This window comes from Escherichia sp. MAL-1 (assembly GCF_052948035.1).
Genome location: NZ_CM129609.1, coordinates 274,450 through 295,827, shown reverse-complemented (window position 1 = coordinate 295,827; position 21,378 = coordinate 274,450). Strand labels below are relative to the sequence as shown.

22 protein-coding genes are annotated in these 21,378 nt (G+C 53.5%); 5 read left to right on the top strand and 17 right to left on the bottom strand.

Annotated features, from left to right (window positions below; all coding sequences use genetic code 11):
• Positions 1-11: 11 nt before the first annotated feature.
• Positions 12-1,754: a gamma-glutamyltransferase gene (gene ggt, locus ACU8XX_RS01380; RefSeq protein WP_000595084.1), complete on the bottom strand. Its 1,743-nt coding sequence runs from the start codon at positions 1,752-1,754 to the stop codon at positions 12-14.
• Positions 1,755-1,873: 119 nt separating this feature from the next.
• Between ggt and ACU8XX_RS01375 the strand changes: the two genes are divergently transcribed.
• Positions 1,874-2,314, top strand: coding sequence for a DUF2756 family protein (locus ACU8XX_RS01375; protein WP_000825996.1), 441 nt, complete (start codon positions 1,874-1,876; stop codon positions 2,312-2,314).
• On the opposite strand, the gene ugpQ is transcribed toward ACU8XX_RS01375, so the two are convergent.
• The 10 genes from ugpQ to livK all read right to left on the bottom strand — a co-directional run bounded on the left by ugpQ (position 2,301) and on the right by livK (position 12,489).
• Complete coding sequence (ugpQ, locus tag ACU8XX_RS01370) at positions 2,301-3,044, bottom strand: glycerophosphodiester phosphodiesterase (RefSeq protein WP_000073599.1); 744 nt, start codon at positions 3,042-3,044, stop codon at positions 2,301-2,303. The two genes, ACU8XX_RS01375 and ugpQ, sit on opposite strands and share 14 nt — an antisense overlap.
• Positions 3,041-4,111: a sn-glycerol 3-phosphate ABC transporter ATP binding protein UgpC gene (gene ugpC / locus ACU8XX_RS01365; RefSeq protein ID WP_000907790.1), complete on the bottom strand. Its 1,071-nt coding sequence runs from the start codon at positions 4,109-4,111 to the stop codon at positions 3,041-3,043. The genes ugpQ and ugpC overlap by 4 nt, the downstream gene beginning before the upstream one ends.
• A gap of 1 nt (position 4,112) precedes the next feature.
• Positions 4,113-4,958, bottom strand: a complete 846-nt coding sequence (gene ugpE / locus ACU8XX_RS01360; RefSeq protein ID WP_000572164.1) for a sn-glycerol-3-phosphate ABC transporter permease UgpE — start codon at positions 4,956-4,958, stop codon at positions 4,113-4,115.
• A complete protein-coding gene (gene ugpA, locus ACU8XX_RS01355; protein WP_000099289.1) occupies positions 4,955-5,842 on the bottom strand; it encodes a sn-glycerol-3-phosphate ABC transporter permease UgpA in 888 nt (295 codons plus the stop codon). Before ugpA ends, ugpE begins: the two co-directional genes overlap by 4 nt.
• Positions 5,843-5,939: 97 nt before the next feature.
• Positions 5,940-7,256 (bottom strand): sn-glycerol-3-phosphate ABC transporter substrate-binding protein UgpB, encoded by a 1,317-nt coding sequence (gene ugpB, locus ACU8XX_RS01350; protein WP_000803190.1) that lies wholly within the window; start codon positions 7,254-7,256, stop codon positions 5,940-5,942.
• Positions 7,257-7,652: 396 nt separating this feature from the next.
• Complete coding sequence (livF, locus tag ACU8XX_RS01345; RefSeq protein WP_000416900.1) at positions 7,653-8,366, bottom strand: high-affinity branched-chain amino acid ABC transporter ATP-binding protein LivF; 714 nt, start codon at positions 8,364-8,366, stop codon at positions 7,653-7,655.
• Position 8,367: 1 nt separating this feature from the next.
• Positions 8,368-9,135 carry a high-affinity branched-chain amino acid ABC transporter ATP-binding protein LivG gene (livG, locus tag ACU8XX_RS01340; protein WP_000082101.1) on the bottom strand — a complete coding sequence of 256 codons (768 nt, stop codon included), beginning with the start codon at positions 9,133-9,135 and terminating at the stop codon, positions 8,368-8,370.
• Positions 9,132-10,409, bottom strand: a complete 1,278-nt coding sequence (livM, locus tag ACU8XX_RS01335; protein WP_000803782.1) for a branched chain amino acid ABC transporter permease LivM — start codon at positions 10,407-10,409, stop codon at positions 9,132-9,134. The genes livG and livM overlap by 4 nt, the downstream gene beginning before the upstream one ends.
• Positions 10,406-11,332 (bottom strand): high-affinity branched-chain amino acid ABC transporter permease LivH, encoded by a 927-nt coding sequence (livH, locus tag ACU8XX_RS01330; protein ID WP_001295111.1) that lies wholly within the window; start codon positions 11,330-11,332, stop codon positions 10,406-10,408. The genes livM and livH overlap by 4 nt, the downstream gene beginning before the upstream one ends.
• A gap of 47 nt (positions 11,333-11,379) precedes the next feature.
• Entirely contained in the window at positions 11,380-12,489 is a 1,110-nt protein-coding gene (gene livK / locus ACU8XX_RS01325; protein ID WP_000827696.1) for a high-affinity branched-chain amino acid ABC transporter substrate-binding protein LivK, read from the bottom strand.
• A 423-nt stretch (positions 12,490-12,912) separates the two neighbouring features.
• On the opposite strand from livK, the gene panM reads away from it, so the two are divergent.
• The gene (gene panM, locus ACU8XX_RS01320; protein ID WP_000778795.1) at positions 12,913-13,296 is read left to right on the top strand and encodes an aspartate 1-decarboxylase autocleavage activator PanM; all 384 of its coding nucleotides are present in this window, start codon (positions 12,913-12,915) and stop codon (positions 13,294-13,296) included.
• Between the two features lie 198 nt (positions 13,297-13,494).
• On the opposite strand, the gene livJ is transcribed toward panM, so the two are convergent.
• From livJ to ftsY, 5 genes are all read right to left on the bottom strand, one after another.
• On the bottom strand, positions 13,495-14,598 hold the full coding sequence (gene livJ, locus ACU8XX_RS01315) for a branched chain amino acid ABC transporter substrate-binding protein LivJ (protein WP_001022007.1): 1,104 nt from the start codon (positions 14,596-14,598) through the stop codon (positions 13,495-13,497).
• A gap of 270 nt (positions 14,599-14,868) precedes the next feature.
• A complete protein-coding gene (gene rpoH / locus ACU8XX_RS01310) occupies positions 14,869-15,723 on the bottom strand; it encodes an RNA polymerase sigma factor RpoH (protein ID WP_000130217.1) in 855 nt (284 codons plus the stop codon).
• Positions 15,724-15,967: 244 nt separating this feature from the next.
• Entirely contained in the window at positions 15,968-17,026 is a 1,059-nt protein-coding gene (ftsX, locus tag ACU8XX_RS01305; RefSeq protein ID WP_001042003.1) for a permease-like cell division protein FtsX, read from the bottom strand.
• Positions 17,019-17,687, bottom strand: a complete 669-nt coding sequence (ftsE, locus tag ACU8XX_RS01300) for a cell division ATP-binding protein FtsE (protein ID WP_240765336.1) — start codon at positions 17,685-17,687, stop codon at positions 17,019-17,021. The genes ftsX and ftsE overlap by 8 nt, the downstream gene beginning before the upstream one ends.
• 2 nt (positions 17,688-17,689) lie before the next feature.
• Complete coding sequence (gene ftsY / locus ACU8XX_RS01295) at positions 17,690-19,186, bottom strand: signal recognition particle-docking protein FtsY (protein ID WP_001040683.1); 1,497 nt, start codon at positions 19,184-19,186, stop codon at positions 17,690-17,692.
• Positions 19,187-19,335: 149 nt separating this feature from the next.
• Here ftsY and rsmD point away from each other — a divergent pair, with 149 nt between their 5' ends.
• Together rsmD and ACU8XX_RS01285 are read left to right on the top strand one after the other, a co-directional pair.
• On the top strand, positions 19,336-19,932 hold the full coding sequence (rsmD, locus tag ACU8XX_RS01290; RefSeq protein WP_000743193.1) for a 16S rRNA (guanine(966)-N(2))-methyltransferase: 597 nt from the start codon (positions 19,336-19,338) through the stop codon (positions 19,930-19,932).
• Positions 19,922-20,191, top strand: coding sequence for a DUF1145 family protein (locus ACU8XX_RS01285; protein ID WP_001295207.1), 270 nt, complete (start codon positions 19,922-19,924; stop codon positions 20,189-20,191). Before rsmD ends, ACU8XX_RS01285 begins: the two co-directional genes overlap by 11 nt.
• A gap of 2 nt (positions 20,192-20,193) precedes the next feature.
• Here ACU8XX_RS01285 and ACU8XX_RS01280 read toward each other — a convergent pair whose 3' ends face one another.
• Positions 20,194-20,553, bottom strand: a complete 360-nt coding sequence (locus tag ACU8XX_RS01280; protein ID WP_000042903.1) for a DUF2500 domain-containing protein — start codon at positions 20,551-20,553, stop codon at positions 20,194-20,196.
• Between the two features lie 140 nt (positions 20,554-20,693).
• Here ACU8XX_RS01280 and ACU8XX_RS01275 point away from each other — a divergent pair, with 140 nt between their 5' ends.
• On the top strand, positions 20,694-21,320 hold the full coding sequence (locus tag ACU8XX_RS01275; protein ID WP_000964718.1) for a lysoplasmalogenase: 627 nt from the start codon (positions 20,694-20,696) through the stop codon (positions 21,318-21,320).
• Positions 21,321-21,378 lie beyond the last annotated feature (58 nt).

The following is a 21,378-nucleotide window of genomic DNA, read 5'->3' as shown; positions in this document are numbered from 1 at the left end:
GGCCGCTAACCTTAGTACCCCGCCGTTAAATCATCCACCGAGCGCGGGTCGGATGCGCCGTACAACTCACCGTCCGGCCCAACCATAATGCTTTGTGTACTGCCCATCGCCTCTTTCAGCGCCACTTTCTGACCTTTTGCTTCCAGCAGCTTGAGCGTATCCGGGCTAAACCCTTTTTCGACACGCAGCTCGTCCGGCAACCACTGATGGTGGAAACGCGGCGCATTGGTCGCTTCGGCGACGTTCATGCCATAATCGATGCTATTCACCACCATTTGCAGCACTGTAGTGATGATCCGGCTACCGCCTGGGCTACCGGTAACCAGCCAGGTTTTACCGTCTTTCACCACAATGGTCGGCGACATCGACGACAGCGGGCGTTTGTTCGGCCCGACGGCGTTGGCATCACCGCCCACCAGCCCGTAAACGTTCGGTACGCCCGGTTTGGCGGAGAAATCATCCATCTGGTTATTAAGCAGAATACCGCTCTCGCCCGCGACAATACCCGTACCGAAGGTGGTGTTCAGCGTATAGGTCACCGCCACCGCGTTACCGTCTTTATCCACTACAGAGTAATGGGTAGTTTGATTACTCTCATAAGGCGCAAGCTTGCCAGGGCGAATCTCACTGGACGGCTTCGCTTTGTTGATATCAATTTGATCGGCAATGGATTTGGCATAGGCTTTATTGGTCAGTGCCTGCCACGGGACTTTGACAAAATCCGGGTCGCCAAGATATTCCGAGCGGTCGGCGTAGGCGTATTTCTCCGCTTCTGCCATGATTTGCATCGCATCGGCGCTGCCAAAGCCGTATTTCTTCATATCGAAGTTTTCCAGAATATTGAGGATTTGTACGATATGGATCCCGCCGGAGGATGGCGGTGGCATGGAGTAAACCTGATACCCGCGATAATCGCCGCTTATCGGAGTGCGTTCGACCGCTTTATAGGCCGCTAAATCTTCTTTAGTGATCAAGCCACCGTTTTTCTGCATCTCCTGGGCGATCTGTTCCGCAATCGTGCCTTTATAGAATTCGTCCGGGCCGTTTTCAGCAATCATCTCCAGGCTCTTTGCCAGGTTCGCCTGCACCAGCGTGTCGCCCTTTTTCAGCGGCTCGCCCTCTTTCCAGAAGATAGCTTTACTGTTTTCGTGATTCGGCAACACTTCGCTACCGTAGGTTTTGAGATCGTCAGCCAGCGCGTCGTTAACGATAAAACCATCGCGTGCCAGTTTAAACGCGGGCTGCACGACTTTGTTCAGCGGCATGGTGCCGTATTTATCCAGCGCCAGCGAGAAACCTGCTACCGTACCCGGTGTGCCGGAAGCCAGATGCGAAGTGAGTGATTTTTTGCTGTCCGGGTTGCCCTGATCATCGAGGAACATATCGCGGGTCGCTTTGGCGGGTGCCATTTCGCGGAAATCGATAGCCGTGGTATTGCCATTTTTCGAGCGGATTAACATAAAACCACCACCGCCCAGATTCCCTGCCTGCGGATGCGTTACCGCCAGCGCGTAGCCCACCGCCACGGCGGCATCAACGGCATTCCCGCCCTCCTTGAGAATATCCACCCCCACCTGAGTGGCAGTGGCGTCCACAGACGCTACCATTCCCTGTTTCGCGCGTACCGGGTGGAAGACATCTTCCTCCACACCATACGAGACGGGCGGCGCAGGAGGCGCGGCGGCGGCGCTAAAACAACTTCCTGAGAGCAGAGCAGCAATGGCCACCCGGCGTAAAAACGTCGGTTTTATCATCGTTATTCTCCAGAGATTAAGGGGCAACCCCAGCTAAGCCTGGTATATAACTCTGAATTAATCATCGTTTTGTCGGGAAGCGAGTAAACTTAAAGGATATCTTCAGAGGAGGATACGCGATGAAACGACTTCTGATTCTTACGGCACTCCTGCCGTTTGTCGGCTTTGCACAGCCCATTAATACTCTGAACAACCCTAACCAGCCGGGGTATCAGATACCCAGCCAGCAGCGGATGCAAACCCAGATGCAAACGCAGCAAATCCAGCAAAAAGGGATGCTGAATCAGCAACTGAAAACGCAAACTCAGTTGCAACAGCAGCATTTAGAAAACCAGATAAACAATAATTCTCAGCGGGTGTTGCAGTCACAGCCGGGGGAGCGAAATCCCGCCCGGCAGCAAATGCTGCCCAACACCAACGGCGGGATGTTAAACAGCAACCGTAATCCGGATAGTTCGTTGAATCAGCAGCATATGCTGCCGGAGAGGAGAAACGGCGACATGCTGAATCAGCCCAGCACGCCGCAGCCTGACATTCCGTTGAAAACTATTGGGCCGTAAAGTTCGGACCAATCACGTCAATCGCATCGGTACAGATGCAATCCACGCCCCAGCGCAGCAACTCTGCCGCGCGCTGGGGTTTATTGACGGTATAAACCAGAATCCGCAGTCCGGCGTCTTTCAACTGCATCACTCGCACTTTATCGAGTAACTTATGATTGAGATGAATAGAGACGCAGCCCAGCCGCGCGGTCAGTTCGCGCCAGTCGTCGCGCCACTCATCCAGCAACAAACCGCGCGGCAGTTCCGGTACTGCCTGTTGTGCGGCTTCTAAAGCATCAATCTCAAACGATGACAGCAGCGGCGGCGTCATACCGGCCCACAGTTGGCGTGCCGCCAGCGCCACCATTTTGCCCGTTAATGGTCCAGTGCCAGTGGTGGGTTTGATTTCGATATTCGCCATCATCCCGTGTTCACGACAGCGTTCCGCCACCTGCGAAAGCAACGGCAGCGGCTCACCTTTAAACGCTTTGCTGTACCAACTGCCCGCATCCACGCGCAGTAAATCCTGCCAGTTCAGTTCACCCGCGACGCCCCAGCCGTTGCTGGTGCGTTCGAGATTGTCGTCATGGAGCAGGAAGATCTCGCCATCTTTCGATAACTTCGCGTCAAATTCGATCATCTTATGACCGTATTTTGCCCCGACGTCGATTGCCGCCAGGGTGTTTTCCGGGGCCAGCTTACCGCCGCCACGATGAGCGACGATGCGGGGATAAGGCCAGTTACTCATACTCGTTGTCCTGTTTCACCATCAAAAAGATGCAGCTGATTTTCCGCCAGATGCAGCCACAGCGTGCTGCCTGCCGTCGGGCGCTCCTGATGCGCCAGTCGCACCACCAGCTTCTGCTCGCCCCAGCGTCCGTGCGCCAGGTTATCTGCGCCGAGGATCTCCAGCGTGTCCATCACCAGCGGTACGCCGCCTTCTGCCTGCGAGCTTAGCGCAATATGTTCCGGGCGAATGCCGAGAGTCATTTTACGCCCGGCATACTGACGGTAGCCACCGTTTAGCGGCAGCTCAATACCGCCGTCCAGTTCGAAATGCGTGCCTTCGTTATTCACGCGGCCTGTCAGCAGATTCATCGCCGGACTGCCGATAAAACTCGCTACAAACAGGCTGGCGGGCTTTTCGTAGACTTCAACTGGTGTGCCAATCTGTTCGGCAACGCCGCCGTTCATCACCATTACTCGCTGGGCGAGCGTCATCGCTTCAACCTGATCGTGAGTAACGTAGAGTGAAGTCGTTTTCAGGCGACGGTGCAACTGTTGCAGTTCAAGACGCATCTGCACGCGCAGCTTGGCATCGAGGTTAGAGAGCGGCTCATCAAACAGGAACACCGCCGGATCGCGCACAATCGCGCGGCCCATCGCCACACGCTGGCGCTGACCGCCGGAAAGCTCGCGCGGGCGACGTTTGAGCAGACCGTCCAGCTCCAGAATGCGCGCCGCTTCTTTAACGCGCTCGGCAATTTGCTGCTTGCCCATGCCGCGAATTTTCAGCCCCCACGCCATGTTTTCTTCGACACTCATATGCGGATAAAGCGCGTAGTTCTGGAACACCATCGCAATCCCGCGATCTTTTGGCTCCATTTCAGTCACGCGCTGGTCGTTGATCCAGATATCGCCTTCTGTCACCCGCTCCAGCCCGGCAACCATGCGCAGCAGCGTCGATTTCCCGCAGCCAGACGGCCCGACCATCACGATAAATTCGCCATCCGCCACATCAAGGGTCAGCGGTTTAATGACCTGGGTTTTACCATCCCAGCTTTTGGTTACTGCCTGTAATTTCAGTCCTGCCATCTTATTTCTCACTATCGACCAGGCCGCGCACGAAGGCACGCTGCATCACTAAAACAATCACCACCGGAGGGATAAGCGTTAACAACATCGCCGCCATCACTGAGTTCCATTCCGTGGTGCCTTCGCCTGTAGCGATCATCCCTTTGATCCCTGCCACGGTGGTGCCGAGATCCACATCGGTAATAATCAACAACGGCCACAAATACTGGTTCCAGCCGTAAATAAAGGTGATCACAAACAGCGCCGCCAGATTGGTTTTGGAGAGCGGAAAAACGATGTCGCAAAAGAAACGCATTGGTGACGCGCCGTCGATCCGCGCCGCTTCCACCAGTTCATCCGGCAGCGTCATAAAGAACTGGCGAAACAGAAACGTGGCGGTCGCCGAGGCCATCAGCGGCAGCGTTAAACCGGCGTAGCTGTCGAGCATCTTCAGGTTGGCGATGACTTCCACCGTCGGGAAGATACGTACTTCAACCGGCAGCATCAGGGTGATAAAAATCATCCAGAAGAAGAGGTTACGTAGCGGAAAACGAAACCAGACAATGGCAAATGCCGAGAGCATCGAGACGGTAATTTTGCCGAGCGTAATGCTGAACGCCATCACAAAGCTGTTAAGCAACATCCGCCAGAACGGCGCGCTATTCGTGCCTACCCCGTTCACCCAGATGTTGTGGATGTTTTCCAGCAGATGTGTGCCGGGGATGAGCGTCATCGGCGCGGCATAGACGGCCTGTTTATCCAGCGTCGCCGCGACAAACGCCACGTACAGCGGGAAGAGGATCACCGCGATCCCGAGGATCAGCATGGTATGGCTGAATATCGTCAGCCACGGACGGTTCTCAATCATTGGTAACGCACCTTGCTTTCAACATAGCGGAACTGCACCACCGTCAGCACGATGACGAGGAACATCAACACCACCGACTGTGCGGCAGACGAAGCCAGATCCAGTCCGGTAAAACCTTCGCGGTAGATCTTATAAATCAGCGTCGTGGTGGCCTGAACCGGCCCGCCGGACGTGGCGGCGTCGATCACCGGGAAGGTGTCGAAGAAGGCATACACCAGGTTCACCACCAGCAGGAAGAAACTCACCGGAGCGATAAGCGGCAGCGCAATCTTAAAGAAGCGGCGAATTGGGCCTGCACCGTCGATGGCTGCGGCTTCGATCAACGAACGGGGAATGGATTGCAGCGCGGCATAGAAGAACAGGAAGTTGTAGCTGATTTGCTTCCATACTGAGGCAAACACCACCAGAAACATTGCCTGACCGCTGTTTTGCGCGTGGTTCCAGTCGTAGCCGAACTCCGCGAGAAAATGGGTGATCAGCCCGCGACCGGGGTTAAACAGGAAGATCCACAATACGGCGGCAACGGCGGGAGCCACGGCGTAAGGCAGCAACATTAAGGTTTGATAGAAACGGCTGCCGCGCACGATGTACTCCACCAGCGCCGCAAAGAACAGCGATACCAGCAAACCGCTGACGGTGACAAAGGTGCTGAATTTTATCGTCGTCCAGAAGGAGTCGAGATAGTAGCTGTCATGGAACAGCGTGACGAAGTTATCCAGGCCGACAAACTGGCTGGAGAAACCAAACGGATCGACGCTTTGTAGCGAGTACCACAACGCTTCGCCCGCAGGCCAGATAAAAAAGATAACGGTGATGATGAGCTGCGGCGCGACCAGCAGATAAGGCAGCCAGCGCGAGCGGAACACCGGACGGGATGATGACATTACGGTTAATTCCTGAACTGTGCCGGATGCGCTTCGCTTATCCGGCCTACACGCGATGCCAGGTCAGATAAGCGAAACGCATCCGACATTACACTGATTAAGACTTCGTCGATTTCTCAAAGCGGCGCAGCAACTGATTTCCACGCTCAACGGCGGTATCCAGTGCCTGCTGTGGTGTCTTCTTACCGGTCCACACGCTCTCCAGCTCTTCATCCACAATCACGCGGATCTGCGGCATGTTGCCCAGACGCAGCCCTTTGGTGAACGGCAACGGCGGCTTATTCAGCATCTGACGCGTCGCGGTATCCGCCCCTGGGTTTTTCTCATAAAAGCCCTGCTCACGGGTCAGGTCATACGCTGCTTTGGTGATTGGCAGATAACCGGTTTTCTGATGCCACTCGGCAGCGTTTTCTGGCTTCGCGAGGAAATCGAGGAACTTCGCCACACCGGTATACGTTTCTTTATCTTTACCCTGCATCACCCACAGGCTGGCTCCGCCGATAATGGCGTTTTGTGGCGCATCTTTCGCATCGGCGTCGTAAGGCATCATGCCTACGCCGTAGTTAAATTTGGCGTACTCGCGAATGTTGGCAAGAGAACCGGAAGAGGCGGTGGTCATCGCGCAATCACCGTTATAGAACTTCTCGGTGGATTCATCCTTACGACCGACGTAGCTGAAGTCGCCCTTCTTGTTCATCTCCTCGAGCATGGCGATGTGTTTCACCTGCTCCGGCTTGTTGAACTCCAGCACCGCGTCCGTGCCGTCAAAGCCGTTGTTTTTGCTGGCAAACGGCAGACCGTTCCAGGCGCTAAAGTTTTCCAGTTGGATCCAGCCCTGCCAGCCGCTGGCGTAGCCGCACTTCATACCGGAGGCTTTCAGTTTCGCGGCATAGTCCGCCAGATCCTGCCAGGTTTTCGGCGGTTGTTCCGGGTCTAATCCTGCTTTCTTGAAGGCGTCTTTGTTGTAATAGAGAACGGGGGTCGAGCTGTTGAATGGCTGGGAGAGTAAGTGGCCCGTTTTGCTGTCGGAGTAGTAACCGGAAACCGTCGGCACAAACTGCGACTCATCGAATTGAATCCCCGCCTCTTTAAACACGTCATATACCGGTTTAATGGCTTTCGATGCCATCATGGTGGCGGTGCCAACTTCATAAACCTGCAAAATAGCCGGAGCGTTGCCGGTACGAAATGCGGCAATCCCCGCGCTTAAATTCTGTTCGTAGTTGCCTTTATAGGTCGGTACAATTTTGTAATCCGGATTTTCGGCGTTAAAACGTTGGGCCAGAGAATCCACCTCTTTACCCAGTTCCCCTTCCATAGAATGCCAGAACGGAATGGTCGTCACTGCCTGTGCATTCCCCATTAACGCCAGTCCGAGCGCCAGTGCTGAAGCTGTATAATGTAACGGTTTCATCGTTTATCTCTCTTGTTGTACCGAATGCGCGAATTCACGCGTTTTATGCTCGCGGGGTAACATGACATGCTCGAATTACAGAAAAATAACTTTTTTGTTACATTTGTAAGATAGTAAGGTGTCAGAAAGATGACAAGGCGGTGACGGCGTGGGTGAGGGAAAATGGGAGATGGGGCACGGATAAGCGGAAAAATAGAAGGTCTGAATCAAACTCTACAGATTACTCATCGTTTCATGCCAGATGCGGCGTAAACGCCTTATCCGGCCTACAAAATCGTGCAAATTCAATATATTGCAACTCACCCAGTAGGCCTGATAAGCGCAGCGCATCAGGCAATTTTACATTTGTCACCTGTCTCAAAGGAGTCTTTTGACTCCTTATCAATCAACGTGTTATTACCCGCCTAAATACGCACTTCTCACTGCTTCGTTCGCCAGCAGCACGTCGCCGGTATCGGAGAGCACCACATGGCCGTTTTCCAGCACGTAGCCGCGATCCGCCAGCTTTAGCGCCTGGTTGGCGTTCTGCTCGACGAGGAAGATAGTCATCCCCTGCTCGCGCAGCTGCTCGATGGTGTCGAAAATTTGCTGGATGATAATCGGCGCAAGACCGAGCGATGGCTCATCAAGTAGCAGCAAACGCGGATTGCTCATCAGCGCGCGACCAATCGCCAGCATCTGCTGTTCACCGCCGGACATGGTGCCCGCCCGCTGAACACGGCGCTCATGCAGACGTGGAAACAGTTCATACACCCACTTTATGCGCTCCTGAAACTGGTCACGTTCGGCAAAGAAGCCGCCCATCGCCAGGTTCTCTTCCACCGTCATCCGCGAGAAGACGCGACGCCCTTCCGGGACAATCGCTACCGCTTCGCGCATGATTTTCGCCGTCTGCCAGTCGGTAATGTCTTTATCATCAAACACAATTCGCCCGCTGGTGGCGCGCGGATCGCCGCATAACGTACCAAGCAAGGTGGTTTTCCCCGCCCCGTTCGCGCCAATCAGCGTGACAATCTCGCCCTGATTGATATGCAAGCTCACCTCATGCAGCGCCTGGATTTTGCCGTAGTGGGCGCTGACTTTGTCAAAGGACAACATGACTTTTTCCATCTTATGCCTCACCTAAATAGGCACGGATCACGTCCGGGTTATTACGGATTTGCTCCGGCGTACCGTTTGCCAGTGGCGTCCCCTGATTGACCACGTAAATTCGGTCTGAAATCCCCATCACCAGCTTCATATCGTGTTCAATCAACAAGATAGTGGTGTTGTGATGATTGCGCAGTTCGGCAATCAGCTCATCCAGCTCTTTCGTCTCTTTCGGGTTAAGACCTGCCGCCGGTTCGTCGAGCATTAAAATCTCCGGCTGCGTCACCATGCAACGGGCAATCTCCAGACGGCGTTGGTCACCATAGGCCAGGTTACTCGCCTGACGGTTGGCGTGTTCCAGCAAACCAATGCGCTCAAGCCAGGTGGCGGCGCGGTCGAGCGCTTCGCTCTGGGCGCGACGGAAAGAAGGCGTTTTCAACAGGCCAGAGAACAGCCCGGTTTTCAGTTGCTGATGCTGCGCCACCAGCAGGTTTTCAATTACCGTCATTTCACGGAACAGACGCACATGCTGGAAGGTGCGCACCACGCCCATGCGGGCAATTTGCTGCCCCGGTAAACCTTCAAGATGCTGATCGCGCAGTAAAATGGTGCCGCCGGTGGGTTTGTAGAAACCGGTCAGGCAGTTAAAAACCGTGGTTTTTCCGGCACCGTTAGGGCCGATTAACGAGACGATTTCCTGCGGGTACAGTTCAAGATTGACGTTGTTCACCGCCAGCAGGCCGCCGAAGCGCATCATCAGACCGTTAACAGATAATAATGGCTGACTCATGCCTGCTCTCCTTTCGCTGCGCCGTTTTTCAGCTTCAGTTGCGGGCGCGTCATGGGCAGCAAGCCCTGCGGACGCCAGATCATCATCAGCACCATCAAACCACCGAGCATTAACATGCTGTATTCGTTGAAATCACGCATCAATTCGCGCGACACCACCAGCAAAATTGCCGCCAGAATCACCGCAAATTGCGAGCCCATACCGCCGAGCACCACTATCGCCAGCACAAACGCCGATTCGGCAAAGGTGAAGGATTCCGGGCTGACAAAGCCCTGACGCGCCGCAAACAGCGTTCCGGCAAAACCGGCAAACGCGGCGCTGATGGTAAAGGCGGTCAGCTTGATACGACGCGGGCTTAAGCCCAGCGAACGGCAGGCAATTTCATCTTCACGCAATGCTTCCCACGCACGCCCCAGCGGCATCCGCAGCAGGCGGTTAATGACAAACAGGCTTAGCACCACCAGCAGCAACGCCACCAGATACAGGAAGATGACGCGATCGGAGGGATCGTATTTCAGGCCAAAGAAATTACTGAACGTGTCCCAGCCGCCTTCACGAGCGGTACGGCTGAACTCAAGGCCGAAGAAAGTCGGTTTCGGGATCTGACTGATTCCGTTCGGGCCGCCGGTAATTTCGGTGTTATTGAGCAGCAATATGCGCACAATTTCGCCGAAGCCAAGGGTAACGATCGCCAGATAATCACCACGCAGACGCAGCACCGGAAAGCCGAGCAGGAAGCCCGCCGCCGCTGCCATTAACCCGGCAATCGGCAGACAAGTCCAGAAGCCCAAGCCGTAATAGTGATTGAGCAGCGCAAAGGTGTAAGCGCCGATGGCGTAAAAACCGCCGTACCCCAGCACCAGCAGACCAGAAAGACCAACAACCACATTCAGCCCGAGACCGAGGATAATGTAGATCATGGTCAGAGTGGCGATATCCACCGTCCCACGTGACACCATAAACGGCCACGCCACCGCAAGCACCAGCAGCGCCACGAGGAACAGTTTCTGCTTCACCGTGGAGCCATCAATGGCGGGCAGAATAAACTTCGGTCCGGAAACACTTTTCAACCCTTTCTGGAAAGCAGGTCGCAAAAGCTGAAAGAAAAAGACCACCGCCGTGCCGATAAACACCCACTGCCAACGGACATCCGAAGCGCTGTCGACCACCAGTTTGGTGCCATCCAGCTCCAGTTGCACGCCCATAAAGACGCCAGCGAGGACAAAGAACATCGCGGCAGAGAGCAGCGCCATTGCAATATGCATCGGTTTCATACTTTCTCTACCTCCGGGCGACCCAGAATACCGGTCGGCATCACCAGCAGCACCAGAATCAGCAGGGCAAATGAAACCACATCCTTATATTCCGTACTCAGATAGGCAGAAGAGAGCGCCTCCGCAATCCCCAAGATCAGCCCGCCAATCATCGCCCCTGGAATGCTGCCAATCCCACCGAGCACCGCAGCGGTAAAGGCTTTCATCCCGGCCATAAAGCCGATATAGGGGTTAATGACGCCATAGAACTGACCGAGCAGTACGCCAGCCACTGCCGCCATCGCCGCGCCAATAACAAAGGTCAAAGCAATCACCCGGTCGGTGTTGATGCCAAGCAGGCTCGCCATTTTCAGATCTTCCGCGCAGGCACGACAGGCGCGCCCCATACGGGAATAGCGAATGAAAATCGTCAGCGCCAGCATGGCGAGGAAGGTGACAATCCAGATCACCGCCTGCATGGTGGTAATAGAGGCAGAGAAGTTTTCGCTATGGCCCACCACCCACTGACCGTTAAACAGGCTGGGCAGCGCCACATCGCGCGAACCTTCGGTCAGGCTGACGTAGTTTTGCAGGAAGATGGACATACCGATTGCGGAAATAAGCGCAATCAGGCGCTTAGAATTACGCACCGGGCGGTAAGCCACCCGTTCGATACTCCAGCCGTAGGCGCTGGCAATGACGATTGCGCCGACGAATCCCGCCGCCACCAGCAGCCAGCCGGTATCAATGCCCATCATCATCAGCGCGGCGATGATCATAAATGAGACGTAGCTGCCAATCATATAAACCTCGCCGTGGGCGAAGTTGATCATGCCGATAATGCCGTAAACCATGGTGTAGCCGATGGCTATCAGCGCGTAGGTACTGCCCAGCGTGACGCCGTTAAACATCTGCTGCAAGAAATACAAAAACTGCTCAGACATAAGGTAACCTTTCTAAACCCGCCCGCATTTTACGGGCGGTAGGATGATCACTTGGCTGCCGTGGATGAACCGTCGGCGTGCCACTGGAAGACACCAAAATCAAATCCCTTAAGATCGCCTTTTTCATCCCAGTTCAGCGGCCCAATCACGGTGTTTGCACCGTTAGCTTTTAAATCTTTCACCAGCGCCAGCGGCTCATCGCTGCCAGTACGCTCAAGGGCAGTCGCCAGAGATTGCACCGCCGCGTAAGTGATCCAGACATAAGGCCCGGACGGATCTTTCTTGTCTGCTTTCAGCGCATCAACGATGCCCTGGTTTGCCGGATCCTGGTCATAGCGTTTTGGCATAGTGACCAACATGCCTTCGGCAGCATCACCGGCAATATTCGACAATGATGCGTTACCCACACCTTCCGGCCCCATAAACTGAGTTTTCAGGCCAACGGAACGGGCCTGGCGCAGCATCTGCCCCATTTCCGGGTAGTAACCGCCGTAGTAAACGAAGTCGATGTTTTCTTTTTTCAGGCGGGCGATCAGCGCGGAGAAATCTTTCTCCCCGGCGGTAATACCGTCGAAGAAGACGACGTTGGCGTTAGCCGCTTTCAGCCCGTCCTGCACCGAACGCGCCAGCCCTTCGCCATACTGTTGTTTGTCGTGAATGATGGCGATGCGCTGGGGCTTCACCGTCTCAAGAATGTATTTTGCCGCCGTTGGCCCCTGGGAAGAGTCCAGCCCGGCAGTACGCATAATGTGTTGATAACCGCGTTGGGTCAGCTCCGGGTTGGTCGCTCCCGGCGAGATCATCAGAATACCTTCGTCTTCGTAGATATCTGATGCAGGTTGGGTAGAAGAAGAACACAGATGACCAATAACGTATTTAATGCCGTCATTAACGATTTTGTTGGCGACCGCAACGGCTTGTTTCGGGTCGCAGGCGTCGTCATATTCCACGCCAACCAGCTTGTCGCCCTTAATTCCCCCTTTGGCATTAATGTCTTTAATCGCCTGACGCGCGCCGTTAAATTCCATATCGCCCCACTGGGCAATCGGGCCGGACATCGCGCCGACAACGGCGACTTTAATATCGTCAGCCATAGCGGTGTGTGAAATTGCCAGTGCAATCATCCCTGCGATGATAGTTTTCGCATTCCGTTTCATAGTCAAAAATCCCCATTCGTGATGTTGTGTTGCTTTGTTTTTATGTGTTAACAAATCAGACTGTTCTTTTTTTATACTGCACTGTTTTTGCCTGTCTGATTAAGGGTTTAGCGCAGTATTTTGTGATAATAGTGATTAAAATCCCTATTTTTCAGTCGATTAAGAACAGATAATATTCTGAATTTATTGATAGATAAACAGAAAAAAGTGCCTTTGTCAGCATAAAATAACGGCACAAAGGGCGGAATAATTCACTACCATTCAGGGGATTATGCTGGGTATTTTTCATTCTCTAATGTTTTAACTTTGTAATTATTGCTGTTAAAAAATTAATCACCTGCCAAAAGAAATAAAAAAGAGAAAGCCTCCGATTAAATTATTTCGCTACACTGGTTCCACTTTTGTGATTTACACGGGTTACCCATGAAGCTGACCATCATTCGATTAGAAAACTTTAGCGACCAGGACCGGATTGACCTGCAAAAGATCTGGCCGGAGTATTCCCCTTCCTCTTTACAGGTTGACGATAACCACCGTATCTACGCCGCGCGTTTTAACGAGCGCCTGCTCGCTGCCGTACGGGTAACCTTAAGCGGCACCGAGGGAGCACTGGATTCCCTGCGTGTGCGGGAAGTCACCCGACGTCGCGGTGTGGGGCAATATCTGCTGGAAGAGGTTTTGCGTAACAATCCTGGCGTTTCATGCTGGTGGATGGCGGATGCAGGCGTGGAAGATCGCGGTGTGATGACGGCGTTTATGCAGGCACTGGGATTTACGGCGCAACAGGGCGGCTGGGAGAAGCGTTAATCGTCAAGTTGATTTCAAAAGTGATGACCAACGAGAAATTGCCTGATGCGCTACGCTTATCAGGCCTACAATGTGTGTTGCAATTTACTGATTTCTTTGGATCTTGTAGGCCGGATAAGGCGTTTACGCCGCATCCGGCATGAAGCAACGTACTCGATATTAGCAATTTGGCGGCAACCCAAAGTTGCCGATTAATGATTACTTCGCATCGGTCGCCGTGCCGTTGGCGTGCCAGTCAAATACGCCGAACTCAAAGCCTTTCAGATCGCCTTTCTCATCCCACGTCAGCGGTCCCATTACGGTATCCACGGAGTTCGCTTTCAGGTATTTGGCGATTTCAGCCGGATCGTCAGACTGATTCAGGCCCGCCTGCAAAGATTGCAGCGCGGCGTAGGTGGTCCAGACGAATGCGCCGCTTGGGTCCTGTTTTTTCGCTTTGATCGCGTCAACAATGGGTTTGTTCGCCGGAACCTGATCGTAGTTCTTCGGCTTGGTCACCAGCAGCCCTTCCGCTGATTCGCCCGCAATGTTAGACAGCGAAACGTTAGCCACACCTTCCGGCCCCATAAACTGAGTTTTCAGCCCTGCCGCGCGTGCCTGACGCAGGATTTGCCCCATTTCCGGGTGATAACCGCCGTAGTAAACGAAGTCGATATTCTCTTTTTTCAGACGCGCCACCAGCGTTGAGAAATCTTTTTCCCCGGCGGTGATACCATCAAAGAACACCACGTTAGCATTGCCTTTCTTCAGGCCGTCCTGCACCGCTCGCGCCAGACCTTCGCCGTATTGCTGTTTGTCGTGAACGATAGCAATACGCTGCGGTTTCACTTTCTCAAGAATATATTTCGCCGCCGTCGGCCCCTGGTCGGAGTCCAGGCCGGTGGTGCGCAGGATCAGCTGATAGCTACGGGCGGTCAGCTCCGGCGCGGTTGCCGCTGGGGTGATCATTAAAATGCCTTCGTCTTCGTAGATATCAGACGCAGGCTGCGTTGATGAAGAACAGAGGTGACCAATCACGTATTTAATGCCGTCGTTAACGACTTTGTTCGCCACCGCAACCGCCTGTTTCGGGTCACAGGCATCGTCATATTTTACGATTTGCAGTTTGTTGCCTTTAATGCCGCCTTTAGCGTTGATATCCGCAACCGCCTGCTCTGCGCCGGTAAACTCCTGGTCACCGTACTGGGCCACCGGACCGGACATTGCGCCCACGACCGCGACTTTAATATCTTCTGCCAGAGCCATATTGCTGAATGCCAGCGCGATACATCCTGCCAGTAACGCTTTACCCTTTATGTTCATCCTGAGAATCCCCATTCTTCTGGTTATTACGTGTGTTGTGATGTTGTTGTTCAGCACTTTATTTCGTTTTATGCATGACTACCCGTGCTTTAGCAGCATACTCTGCTAAAACATACCCGATTTTTATGATATTGGAATAGCTATTTTGACAGTTTATTAACAATCTGCGTGGGGATTGGCGTTTTGCCGGAGGGGAAATTGATTATTGTAGAGGCTCAAAAAACAAAAACCCCGGACTCGCATCCAGGGTTCTCTGCTTAATAGCGGAAATTACGCTTCTATAGCAGCGCGCAGTTTTTTCATCGCGTTCTTTTCCAGCTGGCGTACACGTTCAGCGGAAACGCCGTAACGGTCAGCCAGTTCCTGCAACGTGGACTTGTTGTCTTCGTCCAGCCAGCGCGCGCGGATGATGTCCTGGCTGCGTTCGTCCAGACCCTGCATCGCGTCGGTCAGACGGTTTGCCGCCTGCTCTTCCCAGTTATCATCTTCGATGCCGTCGGCAAAGTTAGATGATTTATCCTGCAGATAGAGCACCGGTGCCATCGGTTGGCTGTCGGAATCGTCGTCGGAAGACAGGTCAAAGGTCATGTCCTGTGCCGCCATACGTGATTCCATCTCACGTACGTCTTTGCTGGTTACGCCCAGTTCACGGGCCACCATTTCGACTTCATCCTGGTTAAACCAGCCCAGACGCTGCTTGGTTTTACGCAGGTTGAAGAACAGTTTGCGCTGCGCTTTGGTGGTCGCAACTTTGACGATACGCCAGTTACGCAGGACGTATTCGTGGATCTCTGCTTTGATCCAGTGAACGGCGAAGGAGACCAGGCGCACACCCACTTCCGGGTTAAAACGGCGCACTGCTTTCATCAGGCCGATGTTACCTTCCTGAATCAAATCCGCCTGTGGCAGGCCATAGCCCGCATAATTACGAGCAATATGAACAACAAACCGCAGGTGAGACAGGATCAGCGTTTTAGCTGCTTCCAGATCGCCATGGTAATGCAGCTTTTCAGCCAGCGCCCGCTCCTCGTCAGCCGACAACATCGGCCACGCGTTAGCTGCCCGGATGTAGGAATCCAGGTTGCCAACTGGGGCTAAAGCTAAACTTTGCATTTTGTCAGTCATTCAAATCCTCTCAATCGATATCTTCTGGCGCTTCAGTGGTAGCAACAACTGTGCCAGAGCTTAAGAGCAACGAGGTTATCATTCACTGTTTTATCAGACCGTGATTTTATCCACAAGTTCAATGCAAGCTTGTGAATAAATTACGCACAAAATGTGACATAGAGATGAAATACCGGGAAGAGACAACGGGGTCTCTTTCCCTGCTACGGAACCCATTGCAGGGAAAGAGTATAACACGCTTTTATTATTCAGGCGTAAAGTGGCGTAAATGTTGTACCGTGGCAAGCCACGCTGCCACCCAGCCAATCATCGAGCATACCAGCAGCAACAGCAGGCATTCATCGAACGATAAACCATTGATATCAAACTTCGTTCCGAAAACCTGTGCCACTTCCGCAACCGCCGATGACAATCGCAGTACCAGAATTTCTGACAAAATTAGTGACAACAATGCGCCAGAAAATCCCAGCAGTGCGCCACCGTACAGGAACGGGCGCAGGATGAAACCATCCGTCGCACCAATCAGTTTCTGCACGTTAATGGAGTCACGGCGAGCAAAGATGCTCAGACGTACGCTGTTGCCGATGACGAGGAACACGGCCGCCACCATCAATACGCCGATCATCGCCGAAACGCGCCCGACCAGCCCAGTCAACGCCGCCAGACGGGCAAACCAGCTGTCATCCATCCGCACTTCGTCAATGCCGTTAATCTGCGTGATACGATCACGCAGCGTATTGAGTGATTCCGTCCCCTGAAAATCGAGTTTCGGGATCACCACCGCCACTGCCGGAAGCGGGTTTTCTTCCAGCATATCCAGCGCGCCGCCAAAGCCAGACCAGTTACGGAACTCGCCCAGCGCGTCTTCACGAGAAAGATAATTCACTTTCTCCACGCCTTGCTCGGCCTGCAACTGTGCCACCACGCCCGCAGCAGCGTCATCGTCCAGCGTTTTTTGCAGATAAACAGTGATTTGCGGTGACGGATAATACTGCGTCGCCGCCTGGTTAACGTTTTTGTACACCATATAACAGACGCTGGGCAGCGTCAGGGAGATGGCGATAACCATCACCGTTAAAAATGTGGCGAACGGTTTGCTTTTCAGATCCTGCAATGCGCCGTGGAAGGCATAGCGCACCTGTTCGTTGAAAACGTTGGTTTTGCGATTTACCGGTTTTGGCGAGGATTTCGCGCGTTTCGGTGCGTTACGACCGCCATCGCCTGAGCCGCCGACCGATTTACGGAAGCGATCCAGACGCCCGCCAAACTGCCGAATATGATTGATTGCATCGCGCTTATTCATGGCCCACGCCTCCATGCAAGTGACCATCGCTCAGGGTGAGCATGCGATAGGAACGCCGTGAAATCAGGTTGAGGTCGTGCGTTGCCATCAATACGGTTACCCCAACGCGGTTAAACTCTTCAAACAGACGTAGAATCCCTTCCGACAACGCGTCGTCCAGGTTACCAGTCGGTTCGTCCGCCAGCAGTACCGCGGGCTTATTCACCACCGCGCGGGCAATGCCAACACGCTGTTGTTCACCGCCCGAAAGCTGAATAGGGAAGTTCTTCGCTTTGTCCAGTAGCCCGACTTTATCCAGTGCCGCCGACACCCGGCGACGAATATCGTCACCGCTGGCACCAGCGATAATCAGCGGGATCGCCACGTTATCGTAGACAGTACGGTCCATCAGTAGATGGTGATCCTGGAAAATCATGCCAATCTGGCGGCGCAGAAACGGAACTTCACGGTTTTTCAGACGCGTGATGTCATGGCCGCTAAACCAGATTTTCCCGGCGTTGGGCCGCTCAATCCCACAGATCAGCTTCAGGAGGGTACTTTTCCCTGCGCCGGAATGACCGGTCAGAAACGCCATCTCACCCGGCTGCATATGGAACGTAACGCCCTGCAGCGCCTGTCTCCCACCGAGATAAGCCTTGCTGACATGTTCAAAGCGAATCATTGTTAATCCTCTCGGGCAAAAAGTGCCTCTATAAAGTCGTCCGCCTTAAACGGACGCAAATCCTCAATACGTTCGCCGACACCAATGTAGCGGATAGGGATACCAAACTGGTCAGCCACCGAGAAAATTACCCCGCCTTTCGCCGTGCCGTCCAGTTTCGTTAGCGTGATGCCGGTTAAACCAACGGCTTCATGGAACAGTTTGGCCTGGCTTACCGCGTTCTGCCCGGTGCTGGCATCGATAGTCAGCATAACTTCATGCGGCGCTTCAACGTCGAGTTTCTTCATCACGCGGACGATTTTCTTCAACTCTTCCATCAGGTGCGATTTGTTCTGCAGGCGTCCGGCGGTATCGGCAATCAGGACGTCGATATTACGCGCTTTAGCTGCCTGAATGGCGTCGAAGATAACAGAGGCGGAATCCGCACCGGTATGCTGGGCAATCACCGGAATATTGTTGCGCTGACCCCAGACCTGAAGCTGTTCAACCGCTGCTGCACGGAAAGTATCGCCCGCCGCCAGCATCACCGATTTACCCTGCTGCTCAAACTGACGTGCCAGCTTACCAATCGTCGTGGTTTTACCCACACCGTTGACGCCCACCATCAGGATCACGAACGGCGTTTTACCTTCAACATTCAGCGGCTCATCGACTTTCGCCAGAATCTCGCCCATCTCTTCTTTCAGCAGGCCATAGAGCGCCTCGGCATCACGAAGCTGCTTGCGGGATGCGCCTTCCGTCAGATTGGTGATAATTTTACGTGTGGTTTCCACGCCCACATCGGCGATCAAAAGCTGTTCTTCCAGCTCTTCAAACAGATCATCGTCGATTTTTTTACCGCGGAACAGGCTGATAAATCCGGAACCGAGATTTTCTTTGGTTTTTAACAGGCTGCGTTTCAGGCGCGCGAAGAAACCTTCTTTGGTCGGTTTTTCCTGCTCCTGAGCGATTTCTTCCACCGGCTGCTCTTCTTCTGCCGGAGGAACCACCATCACCGCCTCTTCTGCCGCTTCGGCAGCCAGCGCCTGTGCTTCCAGCTCTTCGTCGGTGATTTCTTCTTTAGCCGCTTCTTCTTCCGCCGCTTCGACAATCTCTACGGTTTCCGCTTCAGCCTGCCACTCTTCTGGCGAAACCTCTTCGGCGTTGACGTCTTCCGGCAACGGCAGCTCTTCACGTTCGATAGCCACTGGCTCCGGCGTTTCTTCTACGACCGGTTCCGGCTGTGCAACGACTCCCGCTTCAGGCTGCGCTTTTTCACTTTCAGCAACCTGTTCAGTGACTTCCACAACGTCGGCAGCAAAAGTTTCCGCCTCGGCTTCAGTATGCGCCTGCGGCTGCTCTTCAACGGCTTGTTCAGAAGCCTTCGCAGGCTCTTGCACCTGAACGATTTCTTCTACAACCGATTGTTCATTCTGAACTTCTGTCTCTTTTTCCGGGGTCTGCTCTTTTTGACCAAAGCCCAGCCAGGAAAAAAAGCCACGTTTTTTTTCTTTCGCCATTTGCGACTACACTCCTCGCTGTTGCTTCATGGCACAGCGTTAACGCTATGTACATAGCAGCTAAAAAAATGATGAAATAGTCTATCACTTAACTTAATTCACATCACCGCCTGCAAGTATGTGTTATCTGGCGGATTGAGCAATTTATCATGAAAAAACCGAATCATTCCGGCAGCGGCCAAATCCGCATTATTGGCGGGCAGTGGCGAGGCCGTAAACTCCCGGTTCCTGATAGCCCAGGTCTGCGCCCCACCACCGACCGCGTACGCGAAACGTTGTTTAACTGGCTGGCTCCGGTCATTGTTGACGCCCAATGTCTGGATTGCTTCGCCGGGAGCGGCGCGCTGGGACTGGAAGCGTTATCGCGCTACGCTGCGGGGGCCACGTTGATTGAGATGGATCGCGCGGTTTCTCAGCAGTTAATTAAGAATCTGGCGACACTAAAAGCAGGCAATGCACGCGTGGTGAACAGCAACGCGATGTCATTCCTGGCGCAAAAAGGTACACCGCATAATATCGTGTTTGTCGATCCACCGTTCCGCCGTGGCTTGTTAGAAGAGACGATAAATTTACTGGAAGATAACGGCTGGCTGGCTGACGAAGCCCTGATTTATGTCGAAAGCGAAGTCGAAAACGGTCTGCCCACTGTTCCGGCAAACTGGTCATTACATCGGGAAAAAGTGGCGGGTCAGGTGGCTTATCGGCTGTATCAACGCGAAGCACAAGGAGAAAGTGATGCTGATTAATATTGGTCGTTTGTTAATGCTCTGCGTTTGGGGATTTTTAATCCTCAATCTGGTGCATCCCTTCCCGCGCCCGCTGAATATTTTCGTTAACGTGGCGCTGATTTTTACCGTGCTGATGCATGGTATGCAGCTGGCGCTATTGAAATCCACTTTACCGAAAGATGGCCCGCAGATGACTACCGCCGAAAAGGTGCGGATTTTCCTTTTCGGCGTGTTTGAACTGCTGGTCTGGCAGAAGAAATTTAAAGTTAAAAAATAACCTTATTGTTCGCCAACAAAGCTAACAAAGCGCGTTCCTTTATAGCTCAGCGTACCTTTATCGCCCACTGTCAGGGCATGGTACTGCTGGGCGTCGAGGCGAAACGTCTGCTCCATTCCTCCGCTTTGCGGTTTGAAGCTTACCTCATAGCGCATACTGGTGCCTGCCGGAGTCACTTCCTGCTGGCGCGAACGGCGATCGTTAATCGGTTTTTCCCGCTTGTTGCTCACCACCACCAGCTTTTGCTGGAGCGGAGCCATATCATTATCAGCTTTTTCCCGTCGCTGTTGCATAAAACGAAACGATGCGGCGACGACAATTAAGCCAATGATAACAATAAAGAAAAGAGGTGGTTTGCTCATCTTTATCCCTCATCGGAAAATGCGGAAATAAGCATACCCTGCCAGTTATGGTGTTGTCATCCGTCCACCCTCGCCACTAAACTGGAAGCAAGACCGTAGGCATTCCGCTTACGAAAAAATAACGAATTCAAGGAACTAAGATGCTTTGGTCGTTTATCGCTGTCTGTCTTTCCGCATGGCTATCTGTGGATGCATCGTATCGTGGGCCAACCTGGCAACGCTGGGTGTTTAAACCGTTAACCCTTCTTCTCCTGCTGTTACTGGCCTGGCAAGCGCCGATGTTCGACGCCATTAGCTATCTGGTGCTGGCAGGGCTGTGCGCCTCACTGCTGGGCGATGCGCTAACCCTGTTGCCACGTCAACGTCTGATGTACGCCATCGGCGCGTTTTTCCTCTCGCACCTGCTGTACACCATCTATTTCGCCAGTCAGATGACGCTCTCTTTCTTCTGGCCTCTGCCACTGGTGTTGCTGGTTCTGGGTGCGCTGTTACTGGCGATTATCTGGACGCGGCTGGAAGAGTATCGTTGGCCTATCTGCACGTTTATCGGCATGACGCTGGTGATGGTGTGGCTGGCAGGTGAACTGTGGTTCTTCCGTCCGACCGCTCCGGCGCTCTCTGCGTTTGTTGGAGCTTCGTTGCTGTTTATCAGTAACTTTGTCTGGCTGGGGAGCCACTATCGCCGACGCTTCCGTGCGGATAACGCGATTGCTGCGGCCTGCTACTTTGCCGGTCACTTCCTCATCGTCCGCTCACTGTATCTCTGATAAAACTTGACTCTGGAGTCGACTCCAGAGTGTATCCTTCGGTTAATGAGAAAAAACT

Excerpts from the sequence above, each read along its gene's own strand:
- ftsY (WP_001040683.1), bottom strand. The coding sequence starts at position 19,186 with ATGGCGAAAGAAAAAAAACGTGGCTTTTTTTCCTGGCTGGGCTTTGGT.
- livF (WP_000416900.1), bottom strand. The coding sequence starts at position 8,366 with ATGGAAAAAGTCATGTTGTCCTTTGACAAAGTCAGCGCCCACTACGGC.
- panM (WP_000778795.1), top strand. The coding sequence starts at position 12,913 with ATGAAGCTGACCATCATTCGATTAGAAAACTTTAGCGACCAGGACCGG.
- ACU8XX_RS01375 (WP_000825996.1), top strand. The coding sequence starts at position 1,874 with ATGAAACGACTTCTGATTCTTACGGCACTCCTGCCGTTTGTCGGCTTT.
- ftsE (WP_240765336.1), bottom strand. The coding sequence starts at position 17,687 with ATGATTCGCTTTGAACATGTCAGCAAGGCTTATCTCGGTGGGAGACAG.
- ugpA (WP_000099289.1), bottom strand. The coding sequence starts at position 5,842 with ATGTCATCATCCCGTCCGGTGTTCCGCTCGCGCTGGCTGCCTTATCTG.
- rsmD (WP_000743193.1), top strand. The coding sequence starts at position 19,336 with ATGAAAAAACCGAATCATTCCGGCAGCGGCCAAATCCGCATTATTGGC.
- livJ (WP_001022007.1), bottom strand. The coding sequence starts at position 14,598 with ATGAACATAAAGGGTAAAGCGTTACTGGCAGGATGTATCGCGCTGGCA.
- livM (WP_000803782.1), bottom strand. The coding sequence starts at position 10,409 with ATGAAACCGATGCATATTGCAATGGCGCTGCTCTCTGCCGCGATGTTC.
- ftsX (WP_001042003.1), bottom strand. The coding sequence starts at position 17,026 with ATGAATAAGCGCGATGCAATCAATCATATTCGGCAGTTTGGCGGGCGT.
- rpoH (WP_000130217.1), bottom strand. The coding sequence starts at position 15,723 with ATGACTGACAAAATGCAAAGTTTAGCTTTAGCCCCAGTTGGCAACCTG.
- livG (WP_000082101.1), bottom strand. The coding sequence starts at position 9,135 with ATGAGTCAGCCATTATTATCTGTTAACGGTCTGATGATGCGCTTCGGC.
- livK (WP_000827696.1), bottom strand. The coding sequence starts at position 12,489 with ATGAAACGGAATGCGAAAACTATCATCGCAGGGATGATTGCACTGGCA.
- livH (WP_001295111.1), bottom strand. The coding sequence starts at position 11,332 with ATGTCTGAGCAGTTTTTGTATTTCTTGCAGCAGATGTTTAACGGCGTC.
- ACU8XX_RS01275 (WP_000964718.1), top strand. The coding sequence starts at position 20,694 with ATGCTTTGGTCGTTTATCGCTGTCTGTCTTTCCGCATGGCTATCTGTG.
- ugpE (WP_000572164.1), bottom strand. The coding sequence starts at position 4,958 with ATGATTGAGAACCGTCCGTGGCTGACGATATTCAGCCATACCATGCTG.
- ggt (WP_000595084.1), bottom strand. The coding sequence starts at position 1,754 with ATGATAAAACCGACGTTTTTACGCCGGGTGGCCATTGCTGCTCTGCTC.
- ugpC (WP_000907790.1), bottom strand. The coding sequence starts at position 4,111 with ATGGCAGGACTGAAATTACAGGCAGTAACCAAAAGCTGGGATGGTAAA.
- ugpQ (WP_000073599.1), bottom strand. The coding sequence starts at position 3,044 with ATGAGTAACTGGCCTTATCCCCGCATCGTCGCTCATCGTGGCGGCGGT.
- ACU8XX_RS01280 (WP_000042903.1), bottom strand. The coding sequence starts at position 20,553 with ATGAGCAAACCACCTCTTTTCTTTATTGTTATCATTGGCTTAATTGTC.
- ugpB (WP_000803190.1), bottom strand. The coding sequence starts at position 7,256 with ATGAAACCGTTACATTATACAGCTTCAGCACTGGCGCTCGGACTGGCG.
- ACU8XX_RS01285 (WP_001295207.1), top strand. The coding sequence starts at position 19,922 with ATGCTGATTAATATTGGTCGTTTGTTAATGCTCTGCGTTTGGGGATTT.